This window comes from Streptomyces sp. A18, from assembly GCF_059026065.1.
On record NZ_JBWLKL010000003.1, the window covers coordinates 485,176 to 505,666 of the forward strand.

19 protein-coding genes are annotated in these 20,491 nt (G+C 70.6%); 6 read left to right on the top strand and 13 right to left on the bottom strand.

Features of this window, described 5'->3' with window-relative positions; all coding sequences use genetic code 11:
• Positions 1 to 33 precede the first annotated feature (33 nt).
• The 5 genes from AC5P1C_RS07865 to leuA form a co-directional block, all read right to left on the bottom strand.
• A complete protein-coding gene (locus tag AC5P1C_RS07865) occupies positions 34 to 711 on the bottom strand; it encodes a response regulator (protein WP_493864914.1) in 678 nt (225 codons plus the stop codon).
• A complete protein-coding gene (locus AC5P1C_RS07870) occupies positions 708 to 1,892 on the bottom strand; it encodes a sensor histidine kinase (RefSeq protein WP_493864992.1) in 1,185 nt (394 codons plus the stop codon). The genes AC5P1C_RS07865 and AC5P1C_RS07870 overlap by 4 nt, the downstream gene beginning before the upstream one ends.
• Positions 1,893 to 2,005: 113 nt before the next feature.
• Entirely contained in the window at positions 2,006 to 4,096 is a 2,091-nt protein-coding gene (locus AC5P1C_RS07875) for an MMPL family transporter (protein WP_493864915.1), read from the bottom strand.
• 161 nt (positions 4,097 to 4,257) lie between these two features.
• Positions 4,258 to 4,992 carry a TerB family tellurite resistance protein gene (locus tag AC5P1C_RS07880; protein WP_493864916.1) on the bottom strand — a complete coding sequence of 245 codons (735 nt, stop codon included), beginning with the start codon at positions 4,990 to 4,992 and terminating at the stop codon, positions 4,258 to 4,260.
• Between the two features lie 197 nt (positions 4,993 to 5,189).
• Positions 5,190 to 6,917 (bottom strand): 2-isopropylmalate synthase, encoded by a 1,728-nt coding sequence (gene leuA, locus AC5P1C_RS07885; protein WP_493864917.1) that lies wholly within the window; start codon positions 6,915 to 6,917, stop codon positions 5,190 to 5,192.
• A 297-nt stretch (positions 6,918 to 7,214) separates the two neighbouring features.
• Here leuA and AC5P1C_RS07890 point away from each other — a divergent pair, with 297 nt between their 5' ends.
• The 4 genes from AC5P1C_RS07890 (at position 7,215) to AC5P1C_RS07905 (ending at position 11,263) form a co-directional block, all read left to right on the top strand.
• Positions 7,215 to 8,285, top strand: a complete 1,071-nt coding sequence (locus AC5P1C_RS07890; protein WP_493864918.1) for a M4 family metallopeptidase — start codon at positions 7,215 to 7,217, stop codon at positions 8,283 to 8,285.
• A 25-nt stretch (positions 8,286 to 8,310) separates the two neighbouring features.
• A complete protein-coding gene (locus AC5P1C_RS07895; protein ID WP_493864919.1) occupies positions 8,311 to 8,577 on the top strand; it encodes a protealysin inhibitor emfourin in 267 nt (88 codons plus the stop codon).
• 74 nt (positions 8,578 to 8,651) lie between these two features.
• On the top strand, positions 8,652 to 10,016 hold the full coding sequence (locus AC5P1C_RS07900) for a GH1 family beta-glucosidase (protein WP_493864920.1): 1,365 nt from the start codon (positions 8,652 to 8,654) through the stop codon (positions 10,014 to 10,016).
• Positions 10,013 to 11,263: an MFS transporter gene (locus AC5P1C_RS07905; protein WP_493864921.1), complete on the top strand. Its 1,251-nt coding sequence runs from the start codon at positions 10,013 to 10,015 to the stop codon at positions 11,261 to 11,263. Before AC5P1C_RS07900 ends, AC5P1C_RS07905 begins: the two co-directional genes overlap by 4 nt.
• A 74-nt stretch (positions 11,264 to 11,337) precedes the next feature.
• Here AC5P1C_RS07905 and era read toward each other — a convergent pair whose 3' ends face one another.
• A complete protein-coding gene (gene era / locus AC5P1C_RS07910) occupies positions 11,338 to 12,297 on the bottom strand; it encodes a GTPase Era (protein WP_493864922.1) in 960 nt (319 codons plus the stop codon).
• A 191-nt stretch (positions 12,298 to 12,488) separates the two neighbouring features.
• On the opposite strand from era, the gene AC5P1C_RS07915 reads away from it, so the two are divergent.
• A complete protein-coding gene (locus tag AC5P1C_RS07915; RefSeq protein WP_493864993.1) occupies positions 12,489 to 13,802 on the top strand; it encodes an ammonium transporter in 1,314 nt (437 codons plus the stop codon).
• Positions 13,799 to 14,137, top strand: coding sequence for a P-II family nitrogen regulator (locus tag AC5P1C_RS07920; RefSeq protein WP_493864923.1), 339 nt, complete (start codon positions 13,799 to 13,801; stop codon positions 14,135 to 14,137). The genes AC5P1C_RS07915 and AC5P1C_RS07920 overlap by 4 nt, the downstream gene beginning before the upstream one ends.
• A 131-nt stretch (positions 14,138 to 14,268) precedes the next feature.
• Here the strand turns inward: AC5P1C_RS07920 and AC5P1C_RS07925 are convergent, their stop codons facing one another.
• The 7 genes from AC5P1C_RS07925 to AC5P1C_RS07955 form a co-directional block, all read right to left on the bottom strand.
• Positions 14,269 to 14,634: a cytidine deaminase-like protein gene (locus AC5P1C_RS07925; protein WP_493864924.1), complete on the bottom strand. Its 366-nt coding sequence runs from the start codon at positions 14,632 to 14,634 to the stop codon at positions 14,269 to 14,271.
• A gap of 112 nt (positions 14,635 to 14,746) precedes the next feature.
• Positions 14,747 to 15,103, bottom strand: a complete 357-nt coding sequence (locus AC5P1C_RS07930) for an MmcQ/YjbR family DNA-binding protein (protein WP_493864925.1) — start codon at positions 15,101 to 15,103, stop codon at positions 14,747 to 14,749.
• Entirely contained in the window at positions 15,100 to 16,401 is a 1,302-nt protein-coding gene (locus AC5P1C_RS07935; RefSeq protein WP_493864926.1) for a hemolysin family protein, read from the bottom strand. Before AC5P1C_RS07935 ends, AC5P1C_RS07930 begins: the two co-directional genes overlap by 4 nt.
• A gap of 4 nt (positions 16,402 to 16,405) precedes the next feature.
• Entirely contained in the window at positions 16,406 to 16,903 is a 498-nt protein-coding gene (gene ybeY / locus AC5P1C_RS07940) for an rRNA maturation RNase YbeY (RefSeq protein ID WP_493864927.1), read from the bottom strand.
• Positions 16,904 to 16,916: 13 nt separating this feature from the next.
• A complete protein-coding gene (locus AC5P1C_RS07945; RefSeq protein ID WP_493864928.1) occupies positions 16,917 to 17,954 on the bottom strand; it encodes a PhoH family protein in 1,038 nt (345 codons plus the stop codon).
• 149 nt (positions 17,955 to 18,103) lie between these two features.
• Positions 18,104 to 19,207, bottom strand: a complete 1,104-nt coding sequence (locus AC5P1C_RS07950; RefSeq protein WP_493864929.1) for a carbohydrate kinase family protein — start codon at positions 19,205 to 19,207, stop codon at positions 18,104 to 18,106.
• Positions 19,208 to 19,295: 88 nt separating this feature from the next.
• Positions 19,296 to 20,486: a macrolide family glycosyltransferase gene (locus AC5P1C_RS07955; protein ID WP_493864930.1), complete on the bottom strand. Its 1,191-nt coding sequence runs from the start codon at positions 20,484 to 20,486 to the stop codon at positions 19,296 to 19,298.
• Positions 20,487 to 20,491: the final 5 nt, after the last annotated feature.

Sequence of the window (20,491 nt, forward strand, 5' to 3'; positions counted from 1 at the left end):
TTCAGCCCCTCCGGCGGAGGTCATCTTCGGGGGTTACCGCGCCCCTTCCACCCCCGGCCGCACCAACCCCGACTCATACGCCACGATCACCAGCTGCGCCCGATCCCTCGCCCCCAACTTCCCCATGATCCGGCTGACATGAGTCTTCGCCGTCAGCGGGCTCAGCCCCAACGTCTCGGCGATCTCCGCATTGTTGAGCCCCCGCGCCACCAGCGAAAGCACCTGTCTCTCCCGCTCCGAGAGCCCCTCGGGTCCACCCGACCCCGCAGCCGCGGGCTCCGGGGCCCGCAGGACCCTGGCTATCAGGCGTGAGGTCGGGCCGGGCGACAGGAGGGACTCCCCCGCGGCCACCGTACGGATCGCCTCGAGCAACTCCCCCGGCCTCGTGTCCTTCACCAGGAACCCCGACGCCCCCGCCCGCAACGCCTCGACGACATGCTCGTCCGTGTCGTACGTCGTCAGCATCAACACCTTCACCCCGGCCAAGTCCTCGTCCTCCGCGAGGAGCCGCGTCGCCTCGATCCCGTCGAGATCCGGCATCCGGATGTCCATCACGATGAGGTCCGCCCGCTCCGACCGAGCCAGGTCGACCGCCGCGCGCCCGGTCCCCGCCTGCCCCACCACCTCCATGTCCGGCGCGGATTCGACCAGCATCGCGAACGCCGCCCGTACCAGCGTCTGATCGTCGGCGAGCAGCACACGAATCGTCATCCCAGCGTTCCCCCCGCCACCAACGGCAGCACAGCCGACACCGCGAATCCCCCGCCCTCCCGGGGCCCTGCCTCCAACGTGCCCCCCACACTCCGGGCCCGCTCCCGCATGCCCACGAGACCGAAGCCAGGAGTGTGCGAGGGATCCTCGGCCGCCCGGCGGCCGTCGTCCGTCACCGTCACCCGCAGCGCGGCGTCCGCAACTCCTACCCCCACCCGGATCGTGAGGCCGGGACCGCCGCCGTGCCGTACCGCGTTCGTCAGCGCCTCCTGCACGATCCGATAGGCCGCCGCGCCCACGGCAGGCGGCGCGTCGACCTCCCGTACCGCCAGATCGACCTCGGCCCCGGAGGTGCGTGCCGCCTCCGCCAGATCGGCGAGACCGTCGAGCCCCGGCAGCGGGCCCCTCGACTCCTCCGACGTTCCCGCCCTCAACACCTCCAACGTGGCCCGCAGTTCCCCCCGCGCCGAACGGCAGGTGTCGGCGATGTCGTCCAGGGCCCTGGCCACCGCCGTCCGGTCGAGCCGCTCGGGGTCCGCGGTGAGCACATGCGCCGCGACGGACGTCTGGACGCCGACCAGAGTGATGCTGTGCGCCAGCAGGTCGTGCAGGTCACGGGCCACCCGAAGGCGTTCCTCGGCGACCCGCCGCCGCGCCTCCTCCTCGCGCGTACGCTCCGCCCGCTGGGCCCGCTCCAGTACGGAGGCGACGTACTGGCGGTGGATGCGCACATACACGCCGAGCAGCAGCACGGAGACGATCCAGCCGGACATCCGCAGCACTTCGGCGACTTGGTGCGGGGACACCCTCGCGTTGACGGTCAGCATGATGCCGACGACGAGCAGGCCGGTGATCAGGGCGCGGCGCGGGCGCCCTGACACGGAGACGGTGTAGAGGGCGACCATGCCCACCGGGACGGCGGCCATGTGCGTGTAGTCGACGGCGTGGTACGGACCGACGAAGGCGACCACGGCGAGCAGGACGAGCAAGGGGCGGCTGCGTCGCCACACCAGCGGCACGTGCGCGCCGAGCAGCAGGCTCCACCCGAGGAGGTCGGGGCGCCGCCCGTCCTCGACGAACGCGCCGAGCGCGACGGACAGGACCGCGAGCGCCGCGGCGAACAGCGCGTCGTGGCGCAGCGCCCGTCGGCTGCCGGGCACGGCGCCCGTGAAGGCCAGCACCCCGCGCGGCGCCGGCGCCTCCTCCTGAACCCGCGATATGTCCCCCACGGCTGCATCCTCCCGTACGAGGACGCCCCTCCGGGAGAGAAGGGGCGCCCTGAGGCGGTCAACGGTCAGGGGGTGGGGACCCGTTGAGGCTCGGACCGCGCGGCCGGGCCCGCGGCCGGTGCGGGGCGCGAGAGGCTCCCCGGCCACCACACCTTGCGGCCGAGCGCCACGCTCGCGCTGGTCACCAGGTACGTCCGCACCAGGAACGTGTCGAGGAGCACCCCGACCGCGATCACGAAGCCCAGCTCGACCAGCTGCACCAGCGGCATGTTGGTGAGCACCGCGAAGGTCGCCGCGAGCACCAGGCCCGCCGACGCGACGACGCCGCCCGTCGTCCGCAGCGCGGTCAGCGCGGCGGCTCCCGGTTCGGCCCCGGCGAGGGACTCCTCCCGCATGCGGTGCATCAGGAAGATGCCGTAGTCCACGCCCAGCGCGACGAGGAAGACGAAGGACAGCAGGCCGAGCCCGGGGTCCGTGCCCTCGAAGCCCATCAGCGGCTCGAAGACCAGGCCCGCGATGCCGAGTGAGGCCCCCCATACGGCGACCACCGCGGCGAGGAGCATCAGCGGCGCGACGAGGGACCGCAGCAGGGCCACCAGGATCAGCAGGACCGCCCCGAGGACCAGCGGCACGATGATCAGGCGGTCCCGTTCGTTGGTGTCCTTCAGGTCCAGTTGCTGGGCGCTCGATCCGCCCACGTACGAGCCGTCGAGGTCGGCCCGCAGCGCCTTGATCGTCGCCGTCTCCCCCGCCGACTCGGGCGCGGACGTCGCGATCACGGAGATCTCCGTCCAGCCCTTCGCCGTGCGGCCCTTCTCGGCGCTGTCCACGCCCTTCGTGCCCTTGATGTCGGCGAGGGCGGCGGTGGCGCCGTCCGCGGGGGTCATCACCGTGATGGGCTGGGTGCCGCGTTCGGGGTAGGCCTCGGCGAGGGTCTCCATCGCGGTGACGGAGTCGGGCGTCTTGGTGAAGGAGTCCTCCTGCTTCAGCGCTCCCGGCAGGTTCAGCGCGCCCAGGGCGAGCGCGCCGAGCAGGACGGCGCCGCCCGCGAGCACGGTGAGGGGCCTGCGTCCCGCCGAGCTTCCCATCATGGAGAAGAGGCTGCGCCGCTGCTTGGGCCGGCTGCCGAAGGCCGGTACGAGCGGCCAGAACACGCGCCTTCCGAGCAGGACGAGGAGCGCGGGCAGCAGCGTCAGCATCGCGGCGAGCGCGCACAGCACGCCGACGGTGCCGAGCGGGCCCATGCCCCGGCTGCTGTTGAGGTCGGCCGCGAGGAGGCACAGGAGGCCCGCAGCGACCGTCCCCGAGGAGGCGAGCACGGCCGGGCCGCATCCCTTCAGCGCGGCGGTCATCGCGTCGTAGGGCCGCTCGATCCTGCGCAGTTCCTCGCGGTAGCGGGAGACGATGAGCAGCGCGTAGTCGGTGCCCGCGCCGAACACGAGGATCGTCATGACGCCGCTGCTCTGGCCGCTGACGGACGTCCCGAGCCCTTCGTGCAGGCCGTAGGCGACGCCCATCGCGAGGTAGTCCGCGATGCCTGCCACGGCGAGCGGCACCAGCCACAGGAACGGGCTGCGGTAGATGAGGATCAGGAGTATCGCGACCACCGCGGCGGTGGTGTAGAGCAGCGGCCCGCCGAGGGAGTCGTAGACCTTGCCCGCGTCGGTGTCGAGCGCTCCCGCGCCGCCCACGTCGACGCTCAACCCGCCCTCGCCGCGGGCGACTTCGCGTACGTCGTCGACGAGGGCTTCCCTGAGCTTCTCGTCGTGGCCGGGCTCGGTGGTCGCCACGGGGTACATCAGCGTGGTGCCGTCCTTGGACGGTACGGCGCGCGGGGCGCCGCCGCTGAGCTCGTGCGCCCGGCCGATCTCGGCGACCTGTCCCGCCGCCGTCTCACGGTCGGCCGCGGTCAGGCCGCCGTCACGGTGGTAGACGAGGACCAGTTCGGTGGCCTCGCCGCCGGGCAACTGGTCCTGGATCTTCGCCACTTGGGTGGAGTCGGCGCCGGCGGGGAGGTAGTCGACGACGCGGTCCTGCTGGGCGTCGGCCAGCTTCGACGCGAAGGGCCCGGCGAGCGCGATGACGGCTATCCACAGCCCGAGGAACACCCAGGGCACGGCTCGTCGCCGTCGTGCGGTGGTCTGTTCGGCCCGCATGACGGGCCTCCTTCCGGCAGGTTGGCAGGTTCAGTGCCAACCCTTCCGGAGAGGGTCGCGTGATCCGTCGGGCGCGAGGGCGAGTTGGGGTGTACGGCGCTGGGAGGCGCAGGCGTCGCATTACTCCCACGGGAGTACGGAACCGGGGATTCCGCCAGGTATCAGAAGTGCGTCGTCCGCGCCGCGACCATCAGCCGCGTCACCTCGTCCGCCCCGATGGTCAGCGCACCGCCTGCCGTGGCGAGGACCTCGCGCTCGGCGGGGGTGTACGGGCCGTCGGCGAGCGCGATGCGCGCGCCCTGGAGCAGCAGGGCCTCACGGCCGCCCGGGGCGAGGTGCGGGGCCAACGGGCCGAGCGCCTCGTGGAGTTCAATGGCAAGCCCTGGGCCGCAGTCGGGCTCGGTGGCGCGGCCGGTGTCCGCGGCAAGGGCCTCGACGAGGGCGACGAGCTGCTCCTCGCAGGCGTCGTCGTACCCCGCGCCGCGCAGTGCGCCGACAGCCGCGTCGAGCGTCGTGCGCGAGGAGGTGCCGCCCGCCGCGAGGATCGCGAGGACGATGGTGTGCACGGAGTCGCGCACCATGGCCGACAGGCGCGTGGTGGTGGGGTGGTCGAGGACGTCCGTGCCGAAGTGGTCGCCGCAGGCGGCGCACTCGACGATGGGGCCCGCGGTGCCGCGCGGCAGGACCGGGACGCCGAGCAGGACGAAGCGGCGACGGCCGGTGCGGCGCTGGTAGTTGCGGTCACCGCCGCAGCCGGAGCAGAAGAACTCGCCGTCCCCGACGGTGGTCCAGGCCGTGTGCACGCCGAGCACGCGCCTGCGCAGGACCCGCCCGCGTGAAACCGGCGTGGCGAAGATGCGGGATTCCCGGCCGATTCGTCCCCGATCTGGCAGCACCGCGCACCTCCGTAACGCCCCGGCAACATTGCCGCGTTGGGCGTGATGTTAGCCACATTGTTGATGTGGCGTCAGCACCCTGTACGAGAGATGGCCGGTAGACGACCTGGACACGGCCGCACACAAAAGCGCCGAACGGGCCCATTCGAGCCCGTCCGGCGCTGCTGTGTGTCGTAGTGGAGTCGCGGGGCCCCTGGTCAGCGGGCCGCGCGGTTCACCGCGGAAACCGCGGCCTTCAGCGACGCACGTGTCGTATTCGCGTCGATGCCGATGCCCCACAGGACCTTGTCGCCGATCGCGCACTCGATGTACGACGCGGCCTGCGCGGAGGCTCCCTCACTCATCGTGTGCTCCTGGTAGTCCAGGAGGCGTACGTCGATGCCGATGGACTGCAGGGCGTTGAAGAAGGCCGAGATCGGGCCGTTGCCGGTGCCGGTCAGGACGGTGTCGGCGCCGTCGACGCTGGCCTCGACGGTCAGTGTGTCCGTGCCGTCCTTGTCGGTGGTGGTCTGGCCGTTCTTGACCTGGATGCGGCCCCACGGGTTCTGCGGGTTGGGCAGGTACTCGTCCTGGAAGATGCCCCAGATCGCGTCCGGCGTGACCTCGCCGCCCTCGGTGTCGGTCTTCGTCTGGATGATCTTGGAGAACTCGACCTGCATGCGGCGCGGCAGGTCCAGGTGGTGGTCGTTCTGCAGGACGTAGGCGATGCCGCCCTTGCCGGACTGCGAGTTGACGCGGATCACGGCCTCGTAGGAACGGCCGACGTCCTTGGGGTCGATGGGCAGGTACGGGACGGCCCATTCGATCTCGTCGACCGTCTTGCCCTGCTTCTCGGCGCGGATGCCCATCGCCTCGAAGCCCTTCTTGATGGCGTCCTGATGGGAGCCGGAGAAGGCGGTGTAGACGAGGTCACCCGCGTACGGGTGGCGCGGGTGGATCTCCATCTGGTTGCAGTACTCGGCGGTGCGGCGGATCTCGTCGATGTCGGAGAAGTCGATCTGCGGGTCCACGCCCTGCGAGAAGAGGTTCATGCCCAGCGTGACCAGGTCGACGTTGCCGGTGCGCTCGCCCTGCCCGAACAGGCAGCCCTCGATGCGGTCGGCGCCGGCCATGATGGCCAGCTCGGCGGCGGCGACGGCGGTGCCGCGGTCGTTGTGCGGGTGGACGGAGAGGCAGACGTGCTCGCGCCGGGTCAGGTTGCGCGACATCCACTCGAAGCGGTCCGCGTGGGTGGAGGGCGTCGAACGCTCCACCGTGGCGGGCAGGTTGAGGATGATCTCGCGGCCCTCGGCGGGCTGCCACACGTCGCAGACGGCCTCGCAGACCTCCAGGGCGAAGTCCAGCTCGGTGTCCGTGAAGATCTCGGGGCTGTACTGGTAGCCGAAGGTGGTCTCCGGGCCAAGCAGCTTCTCCGCGTACTCCATGACCAGGCGCGTGCCGTCGACGGCGATCTGCTTGACCGCGTCCTTCGAGCCACGGAAGACGACCTCGCGCCAGACGGGCGCGGTCGCGTTGTACAGGTGGACGGTGGCGCGCTTGGCGCCGACCAGGGACTCGACGGTGCGGGAGATCAGCTCTTCGCGGGCCTGCGTCAGGACGGAGATCGTGACGTCGTCCGGGATCGCGCCGTCCTCGATGATCGACCGTACGAAATCGAAGTCGGTCTGGCCCGAGGAGGGGAAGCCGACCTCGATCTCCTTGTAGCCCATGCGGACCAGGAGGTCGAACATCTCGCGCTTGCGCGCGGGGGACATCGGGTCGATCAGCGCTTGGTTGCCGTCACGCAGGTCCGTGGAGAGCCAGCGGGGAGCGACCGTGATGCGGTTGTCCGGCCACGTACGGTCGGGGATGTCCACCTGGTCGTACTGGCCGTACTTGTGGACCGGCATGGAAGTCGCGCGCTGCAGATTGGGCTTGATCGCCATGATGCGGGGGCTCCTCGGGAGTGTCCTGAAGGACGGCCGACGGTCGCTGTGCGAGCAACACCGAACTCCGCGGGGAGGGGGTCGGCCTCGACTACAGGCCCTCGCCGCGGCAGCTAAGGAGAAGCAGCCCGTAACGCATGATGCTCCGTAGCCTAGCCGAGTCGCGCAGTGTGCGCGGGTGCGTATCAGTATGCGGGATCGCCGTCAGGTAACGGCCAAGAGGTGATCAATACCTCCATTTCATTAATCATGGTTGCAGGTAGTGACAGCGGCATGACTCAGTGCCACATTGCCGCCATGACCGCCAACCCAGGCTTCGAGCCTGTCTTCTGCACCATCATTCCGCCCCACGTGCTCGACACTCTGGCCCAGAGTGACGACGCCACCCTCGCCGGTCCCGCTCGACGCACCCTGGAGCGCGACTCGATCGAGCGCACCCACCGCCGCCTGACCACCGTCATCGGCGCCCCGGCCGTCTCGCTGCCCAAGGGCGCGGCGGAGGACAAACCGCACCGCACGATCCACGACGCGAAGCACAAGACCGAGCTGCCGGGCCGCAAGGTCCGCGGCGAGGGCGACAAGCCCGGCAAGGACGCGACCGTCAACCGCGCGTACGCGGGCCTCGGCGCGACCTTCGAGCTGTTCCTGAAGTCGTACCAGCGCAATTCCATCGACGGCAGCGGCCTGCCGATGAACGCGACGGTCCACTACGGCGAGAAGTACGGGAACGCCTTCTGGAACGGCGAGCAGATGGTGTTCGGCGACGGTGACGGCGAGATCTTCCTCGACTTCACCATCCCGGTGGACGTCATCGGCCACGAGCTGACCCACGGCGTCGTCCAGTACACGGCGAACCTCACGTACTTCGGCCAGCCGGGCGCCCTCAACGAGTCCATGGCGGACGTCTTCGGCTCGCTGATCAAGCAGTACACGCTCGGCCAGACCGCCTCCGAGGCCGACTGGCTGATCGGCGCGGGGCTGCTCGCCCCGCGCGTCACGGGCAAGGCGCTGCGCTCCATGAAGGCCCCCGGCACGGCGTACGACGACGACGTGCTCGGCAAGGACCCGCAGCCCGCCGACATGGACCACTACGTCCGCACGGGCCGCGACAACGGCGGCGTGCACATCAACTCCGGCATCCCCAACCACGCCTTCTACCTGCTCGCCGAGGCGCTCGGCGGCAACGCGTGGGAGCGGGCGGGTCAGATCTGGTACGCCGTCCTGACCGGCGGCGAGCTGGCGCAGGACGCGTCCTTCGCGGACTTCGCGAAGCTGACGGTGGCCGCGGCGCGCGAGAAGTACGGGGAGGGCGAGGAGCACGGGGCCGTCCTGAAGGCGTGGTCCCAGGTCGGGGTTCCTACCAACTGACCGTCCCATGGAGTAGACAGGTTCCATGCGTATCCAGGTGAAGCGCACGGGAGGATTCGCGGGCATCGAGCGGCACGCCGAGGTCGACACCTCGGGACTGCCCGATGCCCACGAGTGGCAGGCCCTGGCCGAAGAGGCCGTGGCCGAGGGCCGGAGCACGCCACCCATAGGGGTGCCGGACGGCTTCAACTACCAGGTCACCGTCGACGGGCACACGGTGTACTGCTCGGATCCACGCCTGACCGAGCCGCAGCGGAAGCTGATCTCGCGCGTGCTCAAGGAGGGTTCGTAAAACCTGAGTAGTGTTCACGTTTTCTGAGGTACGCCCATTGACTTCCGTACGCGGCCGTACGGAAGATCGCGCCCATGGCAGCGAGCGATGCGCGCGAACCACTACCTCAGTTCCCCCGCGACTTCGTGTGGGGGGTGTCCACATCGGCCCACCAGATCGAGGGCGCCGTCGACGAGCGCGGCCCCTCGGTCTGGGACGCCTTCACGGCGGTACCGGGCCGGGTGAAGGACGGCACGACGGCCGCCGTCGCCTGCGACCACTACCACCGCTACCGCGAAGACGTCGCGCTCATCCGGGAGTTGGGCGTGGACGCGTACCGCTTCTCCGTGTCGTGGCCGCGCGTGCTGCCGAGCGGTGCGGGCGAGGTGAGCACCGCGGGCCTGGACTTCTACGACCGTCTGGTCGACGAGCTGTGCGCGGCAGGAGTCAGCCCCGTCCCGACGCTCTTCCACTGGGACACCCCGCTCGCGCTCGCCGACGAGGGCGGCTGGCGGCGACGGGACACGGCCGAGCGTTTCGCCGAGTACGCGGCCGTGGTCGCCGCCCGGATCGGCGACCGGGCCAAGAAGTGGATCACCCTCAACGAACCGGCCGAGCACACCCTCCTGGGCCACGCCCTCGGCCAGCACGCGCCCGGCGAGCAGCTCATGTTCGAGGCACTGCCGGTGGCGCACCACCAGCTGCTCGCGCACGGGCTCGCCGTACGCGCGCTGCGCGCGGCCGGTGTCACGGACATCGGCATCGCCAACTCGCACGGCCCCACCTGGCCCGCTTCGGCGTCGGCACAGGACACGGAGGCGGCGGACTTCTACGACGTACTCCTCAACCGCCTCTTCTCGGACCCGCTGATCCTGGGCCGATACCCGGACGGCATCGGGGAGTTGCTGCTGCCGGCCGGCGACGTCGAGGCCGACCTGTTGGTCATCGCGGAGCCGGTCGACTGGTACGGGATCAACTTCTACCAGCCGACGAAGGTGGGCGCGCCGCTCCCCTCTTCGGCACCCACAGCGTTCTCCGGCGTCACGCTCCCTCCCGAACTCCCCTTCTCGCCGCGGGAGATCGAGGGCCGCCCGGTCACGGACTTCGGCTGGCCCGTCGTCCCGGAGTCGCTCACCGAGCTTCTGACCGGCTTCCGCGACCGGTACGGAGACCGGCTTCCGCCGCTGGTGATCACCGAGAACGGCTGCTCGTACGAGGGGATCGACGACCAGCGGAGGATCGCGTACCTGGACGGCCATCTCAGGGCGCTGCACCGGGCGCTGGAGGAGGGCGTGGACGTACGCGGCTACTTCGTCTGGTCCTTGCTGGACAACTTCGAGTGGGCGGAGGGCTACCGGCAGCGCTTCGGTCTCGTGCACGTCGACTACTCCACTCTGGAGCGCACTCCGAAGGCGTCGTACGCGTGGCTGCGCGAGACGCTGCGGGCCCAACGGGCATGACCACGACGCCCGTCGACGACGCGCTGAAGGAGCCGACCGAGCGGGTCGGGCGGAGCTGGACGTCCGCGCTCTCGCTCGCCAACGGCGCGATCTGGGTGGGCTGGTACGGCCCTCTGCAGATCCTCCTGGCCCTGCAGGCGGAAGACCTCGCCCCAGCCGGTACGTCGAAGGAGACGGTCCTCGCGTGGGTGGCGGGGGCGGGAGCCGTGGTGTCCCTGGCCTCGAACCCGCTCTTCGGCGCGCTCTCGGACCGGACGGTGTCGCGGTTCGGGCGGCGCACGCCGTGGATCGTGGCGGGCGCGGCGGGCGGCGCCGCGGCGCTCCTGCTGCTCTCGGCCGCGGGCTCGGTGTGGTGGATGGCGGCGGGCTGGTGCCTGGTCCAGCTCACGCTGAACGCCGCGTTCGCCGCGGTCACGGCGGCCGTGCCGGACCGGGTGCCGCGGCTCCAGCGGGGCGCGGTGGGCGGCTGGCTCGGGGCGGCCCAGCTCCTGGGCGTGGTGGTGGGGACGGGCCTGGCGACGGTGGCCGGGGGTGTGGGCGCGGGGTACGCGGCGTGCGCGGTGTTCACGCTGGCGGGCGTGCTGCCGTACGTCCTGCGCCACCGGGACCTGCGCCTGGCGCCGCGGGACAGGCCGCCGTTCGCCTGGGGGTCGTTCGCCCGCGCCTTCTGGCTGAGCCCGCGCCGCTACCCGGACCTCGGCTGGGCCTGGCTGACCCGCTTCCTGATCAACCTCAGCAACTCCCTGGTCCTGCTCTATCTCCTCTACTACCTGCGGGACCGCCTGGACTACGCCGACCCGGACGAGGGCGTCCTGATCCTCACGGCGGTGAACGGCCTGACGCTGCTCGCGACGGTGGTCGTGGGCGGCGTCTGGTCGGACCGCGTGGGCCGCCGCAAGCCATTCGTGCTCTGGTCGGGCGTCCTGATGGCGGTGGCGACGGCCGTGCTGTCCGGCTGGCAGACGTGGCCGGGCGCGATCGTCGCGGCTGCGGTCCTCGGGGTCGGCTTCGGGGTCTTCACGTCGGTGGACTTCGCGCTGATGACCGACGTACTCCCGAAGGCGTTGGACCGCGGCAAGGACATGGGCGTCATCAACATCGCCAACTCCCTGCCCCAGGTGGCGGCCCCGGCCCTCGCCGCCCCGATCGTGACGCACCTGGGCGGCTACCGGGTGCTGTACCTGGTGGCGGCGGTGATCGGACTGGCGGGAGCGCTGCTTGTGACGCGGATCAGGGGCGTGGAGTGAGGCAGTTGAGCCCGTCCGGCGATCGAGGACGAACTCGGCGAAGCCGGTGATCTACCGAGCCCCGTGTGCCCCGCTCAAAAGCCGAGCTTGCGCAGCTGTTTGGGGTCGCGCTGCCAGTCCTTGGCGACCTTCACGTGCAGGTCCAGGAAGACCGGCGTGCCCAGCAGCGCCTCGATCTGCTGGCGGGACTTGATCCCGACCTCCTTGAGGCGCTTGCCCTTCGGGCCGATGATGATGCCCTTCTGGCTGGGGCGCTCGATGTAGACGTTCGCGTGGATGTCCAGCATCGGCTTGTCCGCGGGGCGGTCCTCGCGCGGCAGCATCTCCTCCACCACGACGGCGATGGAGTGCGGCAGCTCGTCCCGCACGCCTTCGAGCGCGGCCTCGCGGATCAGCTCGGCGACCATGACCTGTTCGGGCTCGTCCGTGAGGTCGCCCTCGGGGTAGAGCGGCGGGCTCTCGGGGAGCATCGGGATGATCAGGTCCGCGAGCAGCTGGACCTGCTTGTCGCCGACCGCCGAGACCGGCACGATCTGCGCCCACTCGAAGCCGAGCTCCTTGCCGAGCTGGTCGATGGCGATGAGCTGCTCGGCGAGCGTCTTGCTGTCGACGAGGTCGGTCTTCGTGACGACCGCGATCTTCGGCGTCTTCTTGATCGTGGCCAGTTCCTTGGCGATGAACCGGTCGCCGGGGCCGAGCTTCTCGTTCGCGGGCAGGCAGAACCCGATGACGTCGACCTCGGCCCACGTCGTACGGACGACGTCGTTGAGCCGCTCGCCGAGCAGCGTGCGCGGCTTGTGGAGCCCGGGGGTGTCCACCAGGATCAGCTGGGCGTCGGGCCGGTGCACGATGCCGCGCACCGTGTGCCGCGTGGTCTGCGGCTGGTTGGCGGTGATCGCCACCTTCTGGCCGACCAGAGCATTCGTAAGGGTGGACTTGCCCGCATTCGGGCGGCCCACGAAGCAGGCGAAGCCGGCGCGGTGGGTGGCCTCGGACGGCTCGGATGACTCGGTACGAACGCTCATGGCGCCCATTCTCCCTGATCGACGGAGGGCCGCAGCACGCCGAGGCCCCGATCGGGCACCGATGAGGCACCGACCCGGCATCGGTGAGCTCCAGGAAACTCGGCGGCAACACGAAACACGGCGGAAACGCCCGGGTGCCCGATCCGAAACGCACGGCGGTGACGCTCTCCCTCTGCCCCCACCCGGAGGAGAGATTCCCCGTGCAGACCGCGTACGCCTCGTACCCGCTCACCACAACCCTCGCCGCGGCCGAGGGCCCCGACACCGGCGACACCGCCTGGCTGCTCGCTGCCACCGCCCTCGTCCTGCTGATGACACCGGGCCTCGCCCTCTTCTACGGCGGCATGGTCCGCACGAAGAGCGTCCTCAACATGCTCCTCATGAGCTTCGTGTCGATCGCCCTGGTCACGGTGGTGTGGCTGCTCGCCGGCTACTCGCTCGCGTTCGGCGACGACGCGTTCGCGGGCCTCATCGGCGGCGTCGACCACCTGGGCATGGCGGGCATCGGCCCGAGCACGCTGACGGGGACGGTCCCGACCCTGCTCTTCACCACCTTCCAGCTGACCTTCGCGATCCTCACCACGGCGTTGATCAGCGGCGCGATCGCGGACCGCACGAAGTTCGCGGCGTGGCTGGTCTTCGTGCCGCTGTGGGCGCTGCTCGTATACGTTCCCGTGGCGCACTGGGTCTGGGGTCCGGACGGCTGGATCTCCTCGTCCCTCGGTGCCATGGACTTCGCGGGCGGCCTGGTCGTCGAGATCGCGTCCGGCGCGTCCGGCCTGGCGCTCGTCCTGGTCATCGGCCCGCGCATCGGCTTCAAGAAGGACGCGATGCGCCCGCACAACCTGCCGATGGTCCTGATGGGCGCCGGTCTGCTCTGGTTCGGCTGGCTCGGCTTCAACGGCGGCTCGGCCCTCGGCGCGAACGGCCTCGCCGCGGCCTCGCTCCTGAACACACTGCTCGCCGGGTGCACGGGCATGCTGGGCTGGCTCTTCGTGGAGCACAAGCGCGACGGCCACCCCACGACCTTCGGCGCGGCGTCGGGCGCGGTGGCGGGTCTCGTCGCGATCACCCCCGCGTGCGGGGTCGTCGGGGTGCTCGGCGCCGCGGTGGTCGGTCTCGCGGCGGGCGTGGTCTGCTCGTACGCCGTGGCGTGGAAGTTCCGCCTGAACTACGACGACTCCCTGGACGTGGTGGGCGTCCACCTGGTCGGCGGCGTGGTCGGCACGCTCCTGATCGGCCTGTTCGCGACGGCCACCATGACGGAGGGCGCGGAGGGCCTCTTCTACGGGGGCGGGCTCGCCCAGCTGGGCAAGCAGGCGGTGGCGGTGCTCGTCGTGGCGGCGTACACGTTCGCCGTGACGTACGGCATCGGCAAGGCGATCGACAAGGTGATGGGCTTCCGCGCGTCCGAGGAGGACGAACTGACGGGCCTCGACCAGACGCACCACGCGGAGACCGCCTACGATCACGGCGTCCTGGTCAGCCCGATGAAGGGGAGCACCGTCGCATGAAGCTCGTTACCGCGGTCATCAAGCCGTTCCGCCTGGACGAGGTGAAGACCGCGCTCCAGGAGCTGGGCGTCCAGGGCCTCACGGTCACCGAGGCGAGCGGGTACGGGCGCCAGCGGGGGCACACGGAGGTGTACCGGGGCGCGGAGTATCAGGTGGACCTGGTGCCGAAGGTGCGGATCGAGGTCGTCGTCGAGGACCTCGACCTGGACCCGGTCATCGACGCGATCGTCCGCGCGGCGGCGACGGGGAAGATCGGCGACGGGAAGGTGTGGGCCGTCCCGGTGGAGACAGTGGTGCGGGTACGGACGGGGGAACGGGGCCCGGACGCGGTGTAATTTTCCCCGACCCCGCCCCTTCCCTGGCCCGGCCGGCGTTTGAGGCCATCTTGTACGGGGTCCGGGGCGGAGCCCCAGGTAGGCCCGGGGCGCAGGCACGGTTTTCGGGAAGGGGCCGGGCCGGGGAGAAGTCAGTTCGCCTGAGCCCGCACCCGAACCTCCCCGTCAGGCCCCGCCAGGAAAACCGGCGTCCCGGCCCCGCCGAGGTCCCGCACAGCGGAAAGGTCCTCCACGGAAAGCGCCTCCTCTGCCGAAACGACCGCCGCCGCCTCCAAAGACTCCGCCCCGGAAGCAACCGCCATCGCCACGGCAGTCCGCAGCGCCGAGAGCTGGAGGGAGGCAAGCGCGACGGTCCCGGCGACATAAGTCCGCCCCGTCTCGTCCCGCACGGCGGCCCCCTCGGCCACTCCGTTCCGCGCCCGCGCCGAACGAGCCAGCGTCACGATCTTCCGGTCCTCAGCGTCAAGCGCGTCACGCGACGCAGCACTCTCGGTCATACGCCGAGCATACGGAGCACGGAGCGCCAAACGGCCACCGGGGCCACCGGGGCCCGCGCCGCCCTCGGGCGAGGCGAGGACCGCCTGGAAGCCGTCGAGCCGGGCGCAACGCCTAGGGCCTGTCGAGACGCAGCCGCACGGCCTTCGGGAGGCCGGCCACGACCAGGTCGTACGAATCCTCGATCAGCTCCCGGACCATCGCGTCCGGGAGCTTCGCGTCCACCGCCACCGTGTTCCAGTGCCGCTTGTTCATGTGCCACCCCGGCACGATCTCCGGGTGCGCGCCACGCAGTTGGACCGCCATGTCCGGGTCGCACTTCAGGTTCACTGTCAGCGGCGCCCCGTCCAGCGAGCTGAGTGCGAACAGCTTCCCTGCGACCTTGAAGACCGAGGTCTCGGGGCCGAACGGAAAGTCCTCCACCACGTCGTTGAACGACAGGCAGAACGCGCGCAGCTCCTGTGGGGTCACCCCGACGTCTCCTTCTCCGCGCCGCTGGGCGCGACCGGCTCCACGAGCACCGTCACGATCTTGTTCCGCCGCCCGGCCGCGGACTCCGCGGTGAGCCGCAGCTCCCGGCCGTCCGGCAGCGGCACGACCGCCGACGCCCCGGCGATCGGCACCCGGCCGAGCGCCTTGGCGAGGAGTCCGCCGACCGTCTCGACGTCCTCGTCGTCGAACTCGTCGAGCCCGAACAGCTCGCCGAGGTCTCCGATGTCCAGGCGCGCGGTGACGCGGTAGCAGCCGTCGTCGAGCTCCTCGACGGGCGGCAGTTCACGGTCGTACTCGTCGGTGATCTCGCCGACGATCTCCTCGAGGATGTCCTCGATGGTGACGATGCCCGCCGTGCCGCCGTACTCGTCGATGACGACGGCGACGTGATTGCGCTCCTGCTGCATCTCGCGAAGGAGGTCGCCCGCGTTCTTCGTGTCGGGCACGAACGTCGCCGGGCGCATCGCCGTCGACACCAGGTCCGACTCGCTGTCGCGGTTGATGTGCGTCTTGCGGGCCAGGTCCTTCAGATACACCATGCCGACCACGTCGTCCTCGCTCTCGCCCGTCACCGGGATCCGCGAAAAACCGGACCGCAGGGCGAGCGTCAGCGCCTGCCGGATGGTCTTGAAGCGCTCGATGGCGACCAGGTCCGTCCGGGGCACCATGACTTCGCGTACGAGGGTGTCGCCCAGCTCGAAGACCGAGTGCACCATGCGGCGCTCGTCGTCCTCGATGAGGGATTCCTTCTCGGCGAGGTCGACCATCGCGCGCAGCTCGGCCTCGGAGGCGAACGGGCCGCGCCTAAAGCCCTTGCCGGGCGTGAGCGCGTTGCCGATGAGGATCAGGAGCGGCGGGATCGGGCCCATGATCCGGGCGAGCGGCAGCAGGACGTACGCCGCGGCCGTCGCCGTGTTGAGCGGGTGCTGGCGGCCGATGGTGCGCGGCGAGACGCCCACGGCCACGTACGACACGAGGACCATCACCGCGATGGCGATGGCGAGCGCCTCCCAGGTCTCGGGGAATTCGTTCAGGCACGCGTACGTCACCAGGGACGCCGCCGCCATCTCGCACGCGACGCGCACGAGCAGCGCCACGTTCAGATAGCGGGTGGGGTCGGCGGCGACCTGCGCGAGCTTCGCGCTGCCGCGCCGCCCGGAGCGGACCGCTTCCTCCGCGCGGAAGCTGGAGGTGCGGGCGATGCCCGCCTCGGCGCAGGCGGCGAGCCAGGCGACGACCACGAGGGCGACGGCGCCCGCGATCAGCGACAAACTCATCGCGTCAGGAGACGGTGGGCGCCGGAGACGGCCCGGTCAGGCCGTTCTCGGCGCGCCAGCCGTCGACGATGGCCGCCTGGAGGCCGAACATCTCGGCCTTCTCGTCCGGCTCCTCATGGTCGTACCCCAGCAGGTGCAGCACTCCATGGACGGTGAGCAGCTGGAGCTCCTCGTCCATGGAGTGCTCCGTCTCCGCTTCCTTGCCCTGCTTGAGCGCGACCTCGGGGCAGAGCACGATGTCGCCGAGGAGGCCCTGCGGGGTCTCCTCCTCGTCCTTGGCGGGCGGGCGCAGCTCGTCCATCGGGAAGGACATGACGTCCGTCGGTCCCGGCAGATCCATCCATTGGATGTGCAGCTGCTCCATGGCGTCGGCGTCCAAAACGATCACCGAGAGCTCGGAGAGCGGGTGAATGCGCATCCGCGCGAGGGCGTGGCGGGCGATGTCGAGGATCGCCTGCTCGTCGACCTCGGTTCCGGATTCGTTGTTGACGTCGATCGACATGGTGCGGCTTCCGCTACTTCCCGTGTTTCTTGCTCTGCTGCTGGCTGTCGTCGTACTTCTCGTACGCGTCGACGATACGGCCGACGAGCTTGTGCCGTACGACATCGTGGGACGTGAGCCGCGAGAAGTGCACGTCGTCGATGCCCTCCAGGATGTCCTGGACCTGCCGCAGACCGGACTTGGTGCCGTTCGGCAGGTCGACCTGCGTGACGTCGCCCGTGATCACGATCTTCGACTCGAAGCCGAGGCGGGTGAGGAACATCTTCATCTGCTCGACGCTGGTGTTCTGCGCCTCGTCGAGGATGATGAAGGCGTCATTGAGCGTGCGACCCCTCATATATGCCAGCGGCGCGACCTCGATCGTCCCCGCTGCCATCAGCCGCGGGATCGAATCCGGGTCGAGCATGTCGTGCAGCGCGTCGTACAGCGGACGCAGGTACGGGTCGATCTTTTCGTAGAGCGTGCCCGGCAGGAAGCCGAGGCGCTCGCCGGCCTCGACGGCGGGGCGGGTCAGGATGATGCGGTTGACCTGCTTGGCCTGGAGGGCCTGCACGGCCTTGGCCATGGCGAGGTAGGTCTTGCCGGTGCCCGCGGGGCCGATGCCGAACACGATCGTGTTCTTGTCGATCGCGTCGACATAACGCTTCTGGTTGAGCGTCTTGGGGCGGATCGTGCGGCCGCGGGACGAGAGGATGTTCTGCGTGAGGACCTCGGCCGGGGTCTCCTGGCCGTCGCCCTCACCTGCCTCGTCCGCCCTGAGCATGGCGATCGAGCGTTCCACTGCGTCCTCCGTCATCGGCTGACCGGTGCGGAGCACCAGCATCATCTCGTCGAACAAGCGCTGGATGAGGGTGACTTCATGGGCGTCACCGACGGCGCTGATCTCATTGCCCCGGACATGGATGTCGGCCGCCGGGAAGGCCTTCTCGATCACGCGCAACAGGGCGTCTCCGGAGCCGAGCACCGTCACCATCGGGTGGTTCGCCGGGACGGTGAAGTGGGCTCGGGACTGCCCCTGGGCAGGGGTACGAGCTGTGGGTGTCTGAGTCATGGGCCGGCACTTGGGCCTGCTCATCCTCCTCATGCGGGGCTTGGTGGCCGCTCGACAGCCTTGCACTGCCAAGAGTACGACGCACCACTGACACTGCCGTAGGGGTTTTCCACTCCGGTCACGCACGGCCGGACGGACTCCGAGACCTGTCAGGCCGACCTGAACCCGATCGTCGGCACCGCGCGCCGCAGCGGCCACGGACGCGTGGCCTCCGGAAGCAGGCCCTCCAGGAACCTGTAGCGGCTCAGGGCCACCGGGTCCTGGTCGTCGACCTCCCGCACGGTCCGCCACCAGGTGGCGACCTCCGCCCAGCCCGGCGCCGACAGGGAGCCCCCGAACTCCTGCACCGAGAGCGCCGCCGTGAGGCCCGCGAAGGCGAGCCGGTCCGCGAGGGGCCACCCGGCGAGGGTGCCGGTCACGAAGCCCGCCACGAAGACGTCACCGGCCCCCGTGGGGTCGAGCGCCTCGACCTCGATGGCCGGGACCTCGGCGGTCTCGCCGGTCCTGCCGTCCACCGCGTACGCCCCTTCGGCGCCCAGGGTCACCACGGCGAGCGGCACGTGTTCGGTCAGCGCCCGCGCGGCGGCCCGGGGGCACTGGGTGCGGGTGTACCGCATGGCCTCCTCCGCGTTCGGCAGGAACGCCTCGCAGTGCTCCAGGTCCGCGAGCCCCGCCAGATCCCAGCGCCCGGTGTCGTCCCAGCCCACGTCGGCGAAGATCCGCGTGCCCGTGCGCGCGGCCTCGGCGATCCACGGCGCGCGCGTGGCGGGCGTCAGGGACGCGACGGCGGCACGCGCGCGTGGCGGGCAGGCCGGGGCGCCGCCGTCCGGGGAGTCGGCGTCGGGCGGTGGCTCGTGCCCGTGGCTGACCATGGTGCGTTCGCCTTCGTACGCCATGGAGACGGTCACCGGGGAGTGCCAGCCGGGCACGGTACGTGACGTCGCGAGGTCGATGCCCTCGCCCTGTTCGAGCGCGTCCCAGCAGTACTCCCCGTAGTGGTCGTCCCCGAACGCCGCCGCGAGCGAGGTGCGCAGCCCGAGCCGGGAGAGCGCGGTCGCCATGTTGGCGACGCCGCCGGGGCTCGACCCCATGCCGCGGGCCCAGGACTCCGTGCCGCGTACGGGCGCGGAGTCGAGTCCGGTGAAGATGATGTCGAGGAAGACCGTGCCGGTGAGGAAGACGTCGCAGGGCGGATCGCCTGCTCTACGGGCTCCCTTGAGCGGGTCGATGCTGGGTTTGAGGGGTACGACCATGCAGGCAACGTAACGGATGGAGCCTGTCGGGGGCCGGATGCCGGACGCGCCGATGGCTCGGCCCGTCCGGCATCCGGGGCGCCCGCCGCTAGCCGCCGAGCTCCGCCTCCACGAGGTCGGCCGCGCGAGCCGTGCCGCCCTCGGCACGCACCTCGGCCTTCAGACGGGCGACCCGAGCCGCGACGTCGGGGTCGGACGTCAGCTCGACGAGAGCCGATCGCAGCACATCCGCCGTCGCGTCATCGGTGTCCACCCGCCGCGCGACCCCCAGCTCCACGAGCCGGTCCGCGTTGAGCGGCTGTTCGGCGCCCTGGGGCACGGCGATCATCGGCACCCCGGCGAACAGCCCTTCACTGCTGCTGCCCATGCCCGCGTGCGTGACGAACGCGTCCGCCTGCTCCAGGATCGCCAACTGCGGTACCCACGAGCGCACTTCCACGTTCCCCGGCACGTCCCCCAGCTCGGCGGGGTCCACGTGCTTGCCGATCTGCAGCACCACGTGCCACCCCACGAGCCCCCCGAAGGCGGCCACGCAGTTCCGGTAGAAGTCGGGCTGCTGGGTGTACGAGGAGCCCAGCGAGACGAGCAGCACCTTCTCGGCACCCTCGGGCCGCTGCCAGCCGCCCTGGGCCGACCGGTCCCCGAAGCAGGGCCCGACGAAGCTGACGCGCTCCGGGTCGACCCGGTCGGCGGAGAGTTGCATGGCCCGGGGGATCATCGCGACGGCGCGGTCGGGCGTCCCCGAGAAGGCGTCGACGTCCAGGGTCGTGGCCCCGCTCCCCGCGAGCCACTTCCCGAACCTCGCCTCGAGTTCGGCGGCTCCGGGCAGCAGCTTGATCTGCGCCCCGATCTCCTCCGCGTAGCCGTCCCAGCCCACGAAGGTGGGCGACAGCTGCACGAACGGCCGCTGCTGCCCTTCGGCGAGGGCACGGGCGACGTACGCGCCGATGTCGTAGAGATACAGGTCGGCGGGGTCGTCGTCGTAGAACGAGCGCAGTTGCGGGAGCACCGCCATCGCGTCGTCGAGGAAGAGGGCGCTCGCGGCGATCGGGTCATCGGGCCAGATGTTGTCCTTGAACGGCAACGTCGATACGCACGGGACGAGTTCGGCGCCGGTGGGCTCGATCAGCTCGCGGGTCGCCGGGTCGTTCGCGTACGTCACCCGGTGGCCGCGTGCCACGAGTTCACGGATGATCTCCAGGCCGGGCAGCACATGGCTGACCATCGGTACACCGACCATGGCGATATGGGCACGGCGACGGGACGTCGGACGATTCATGGGAG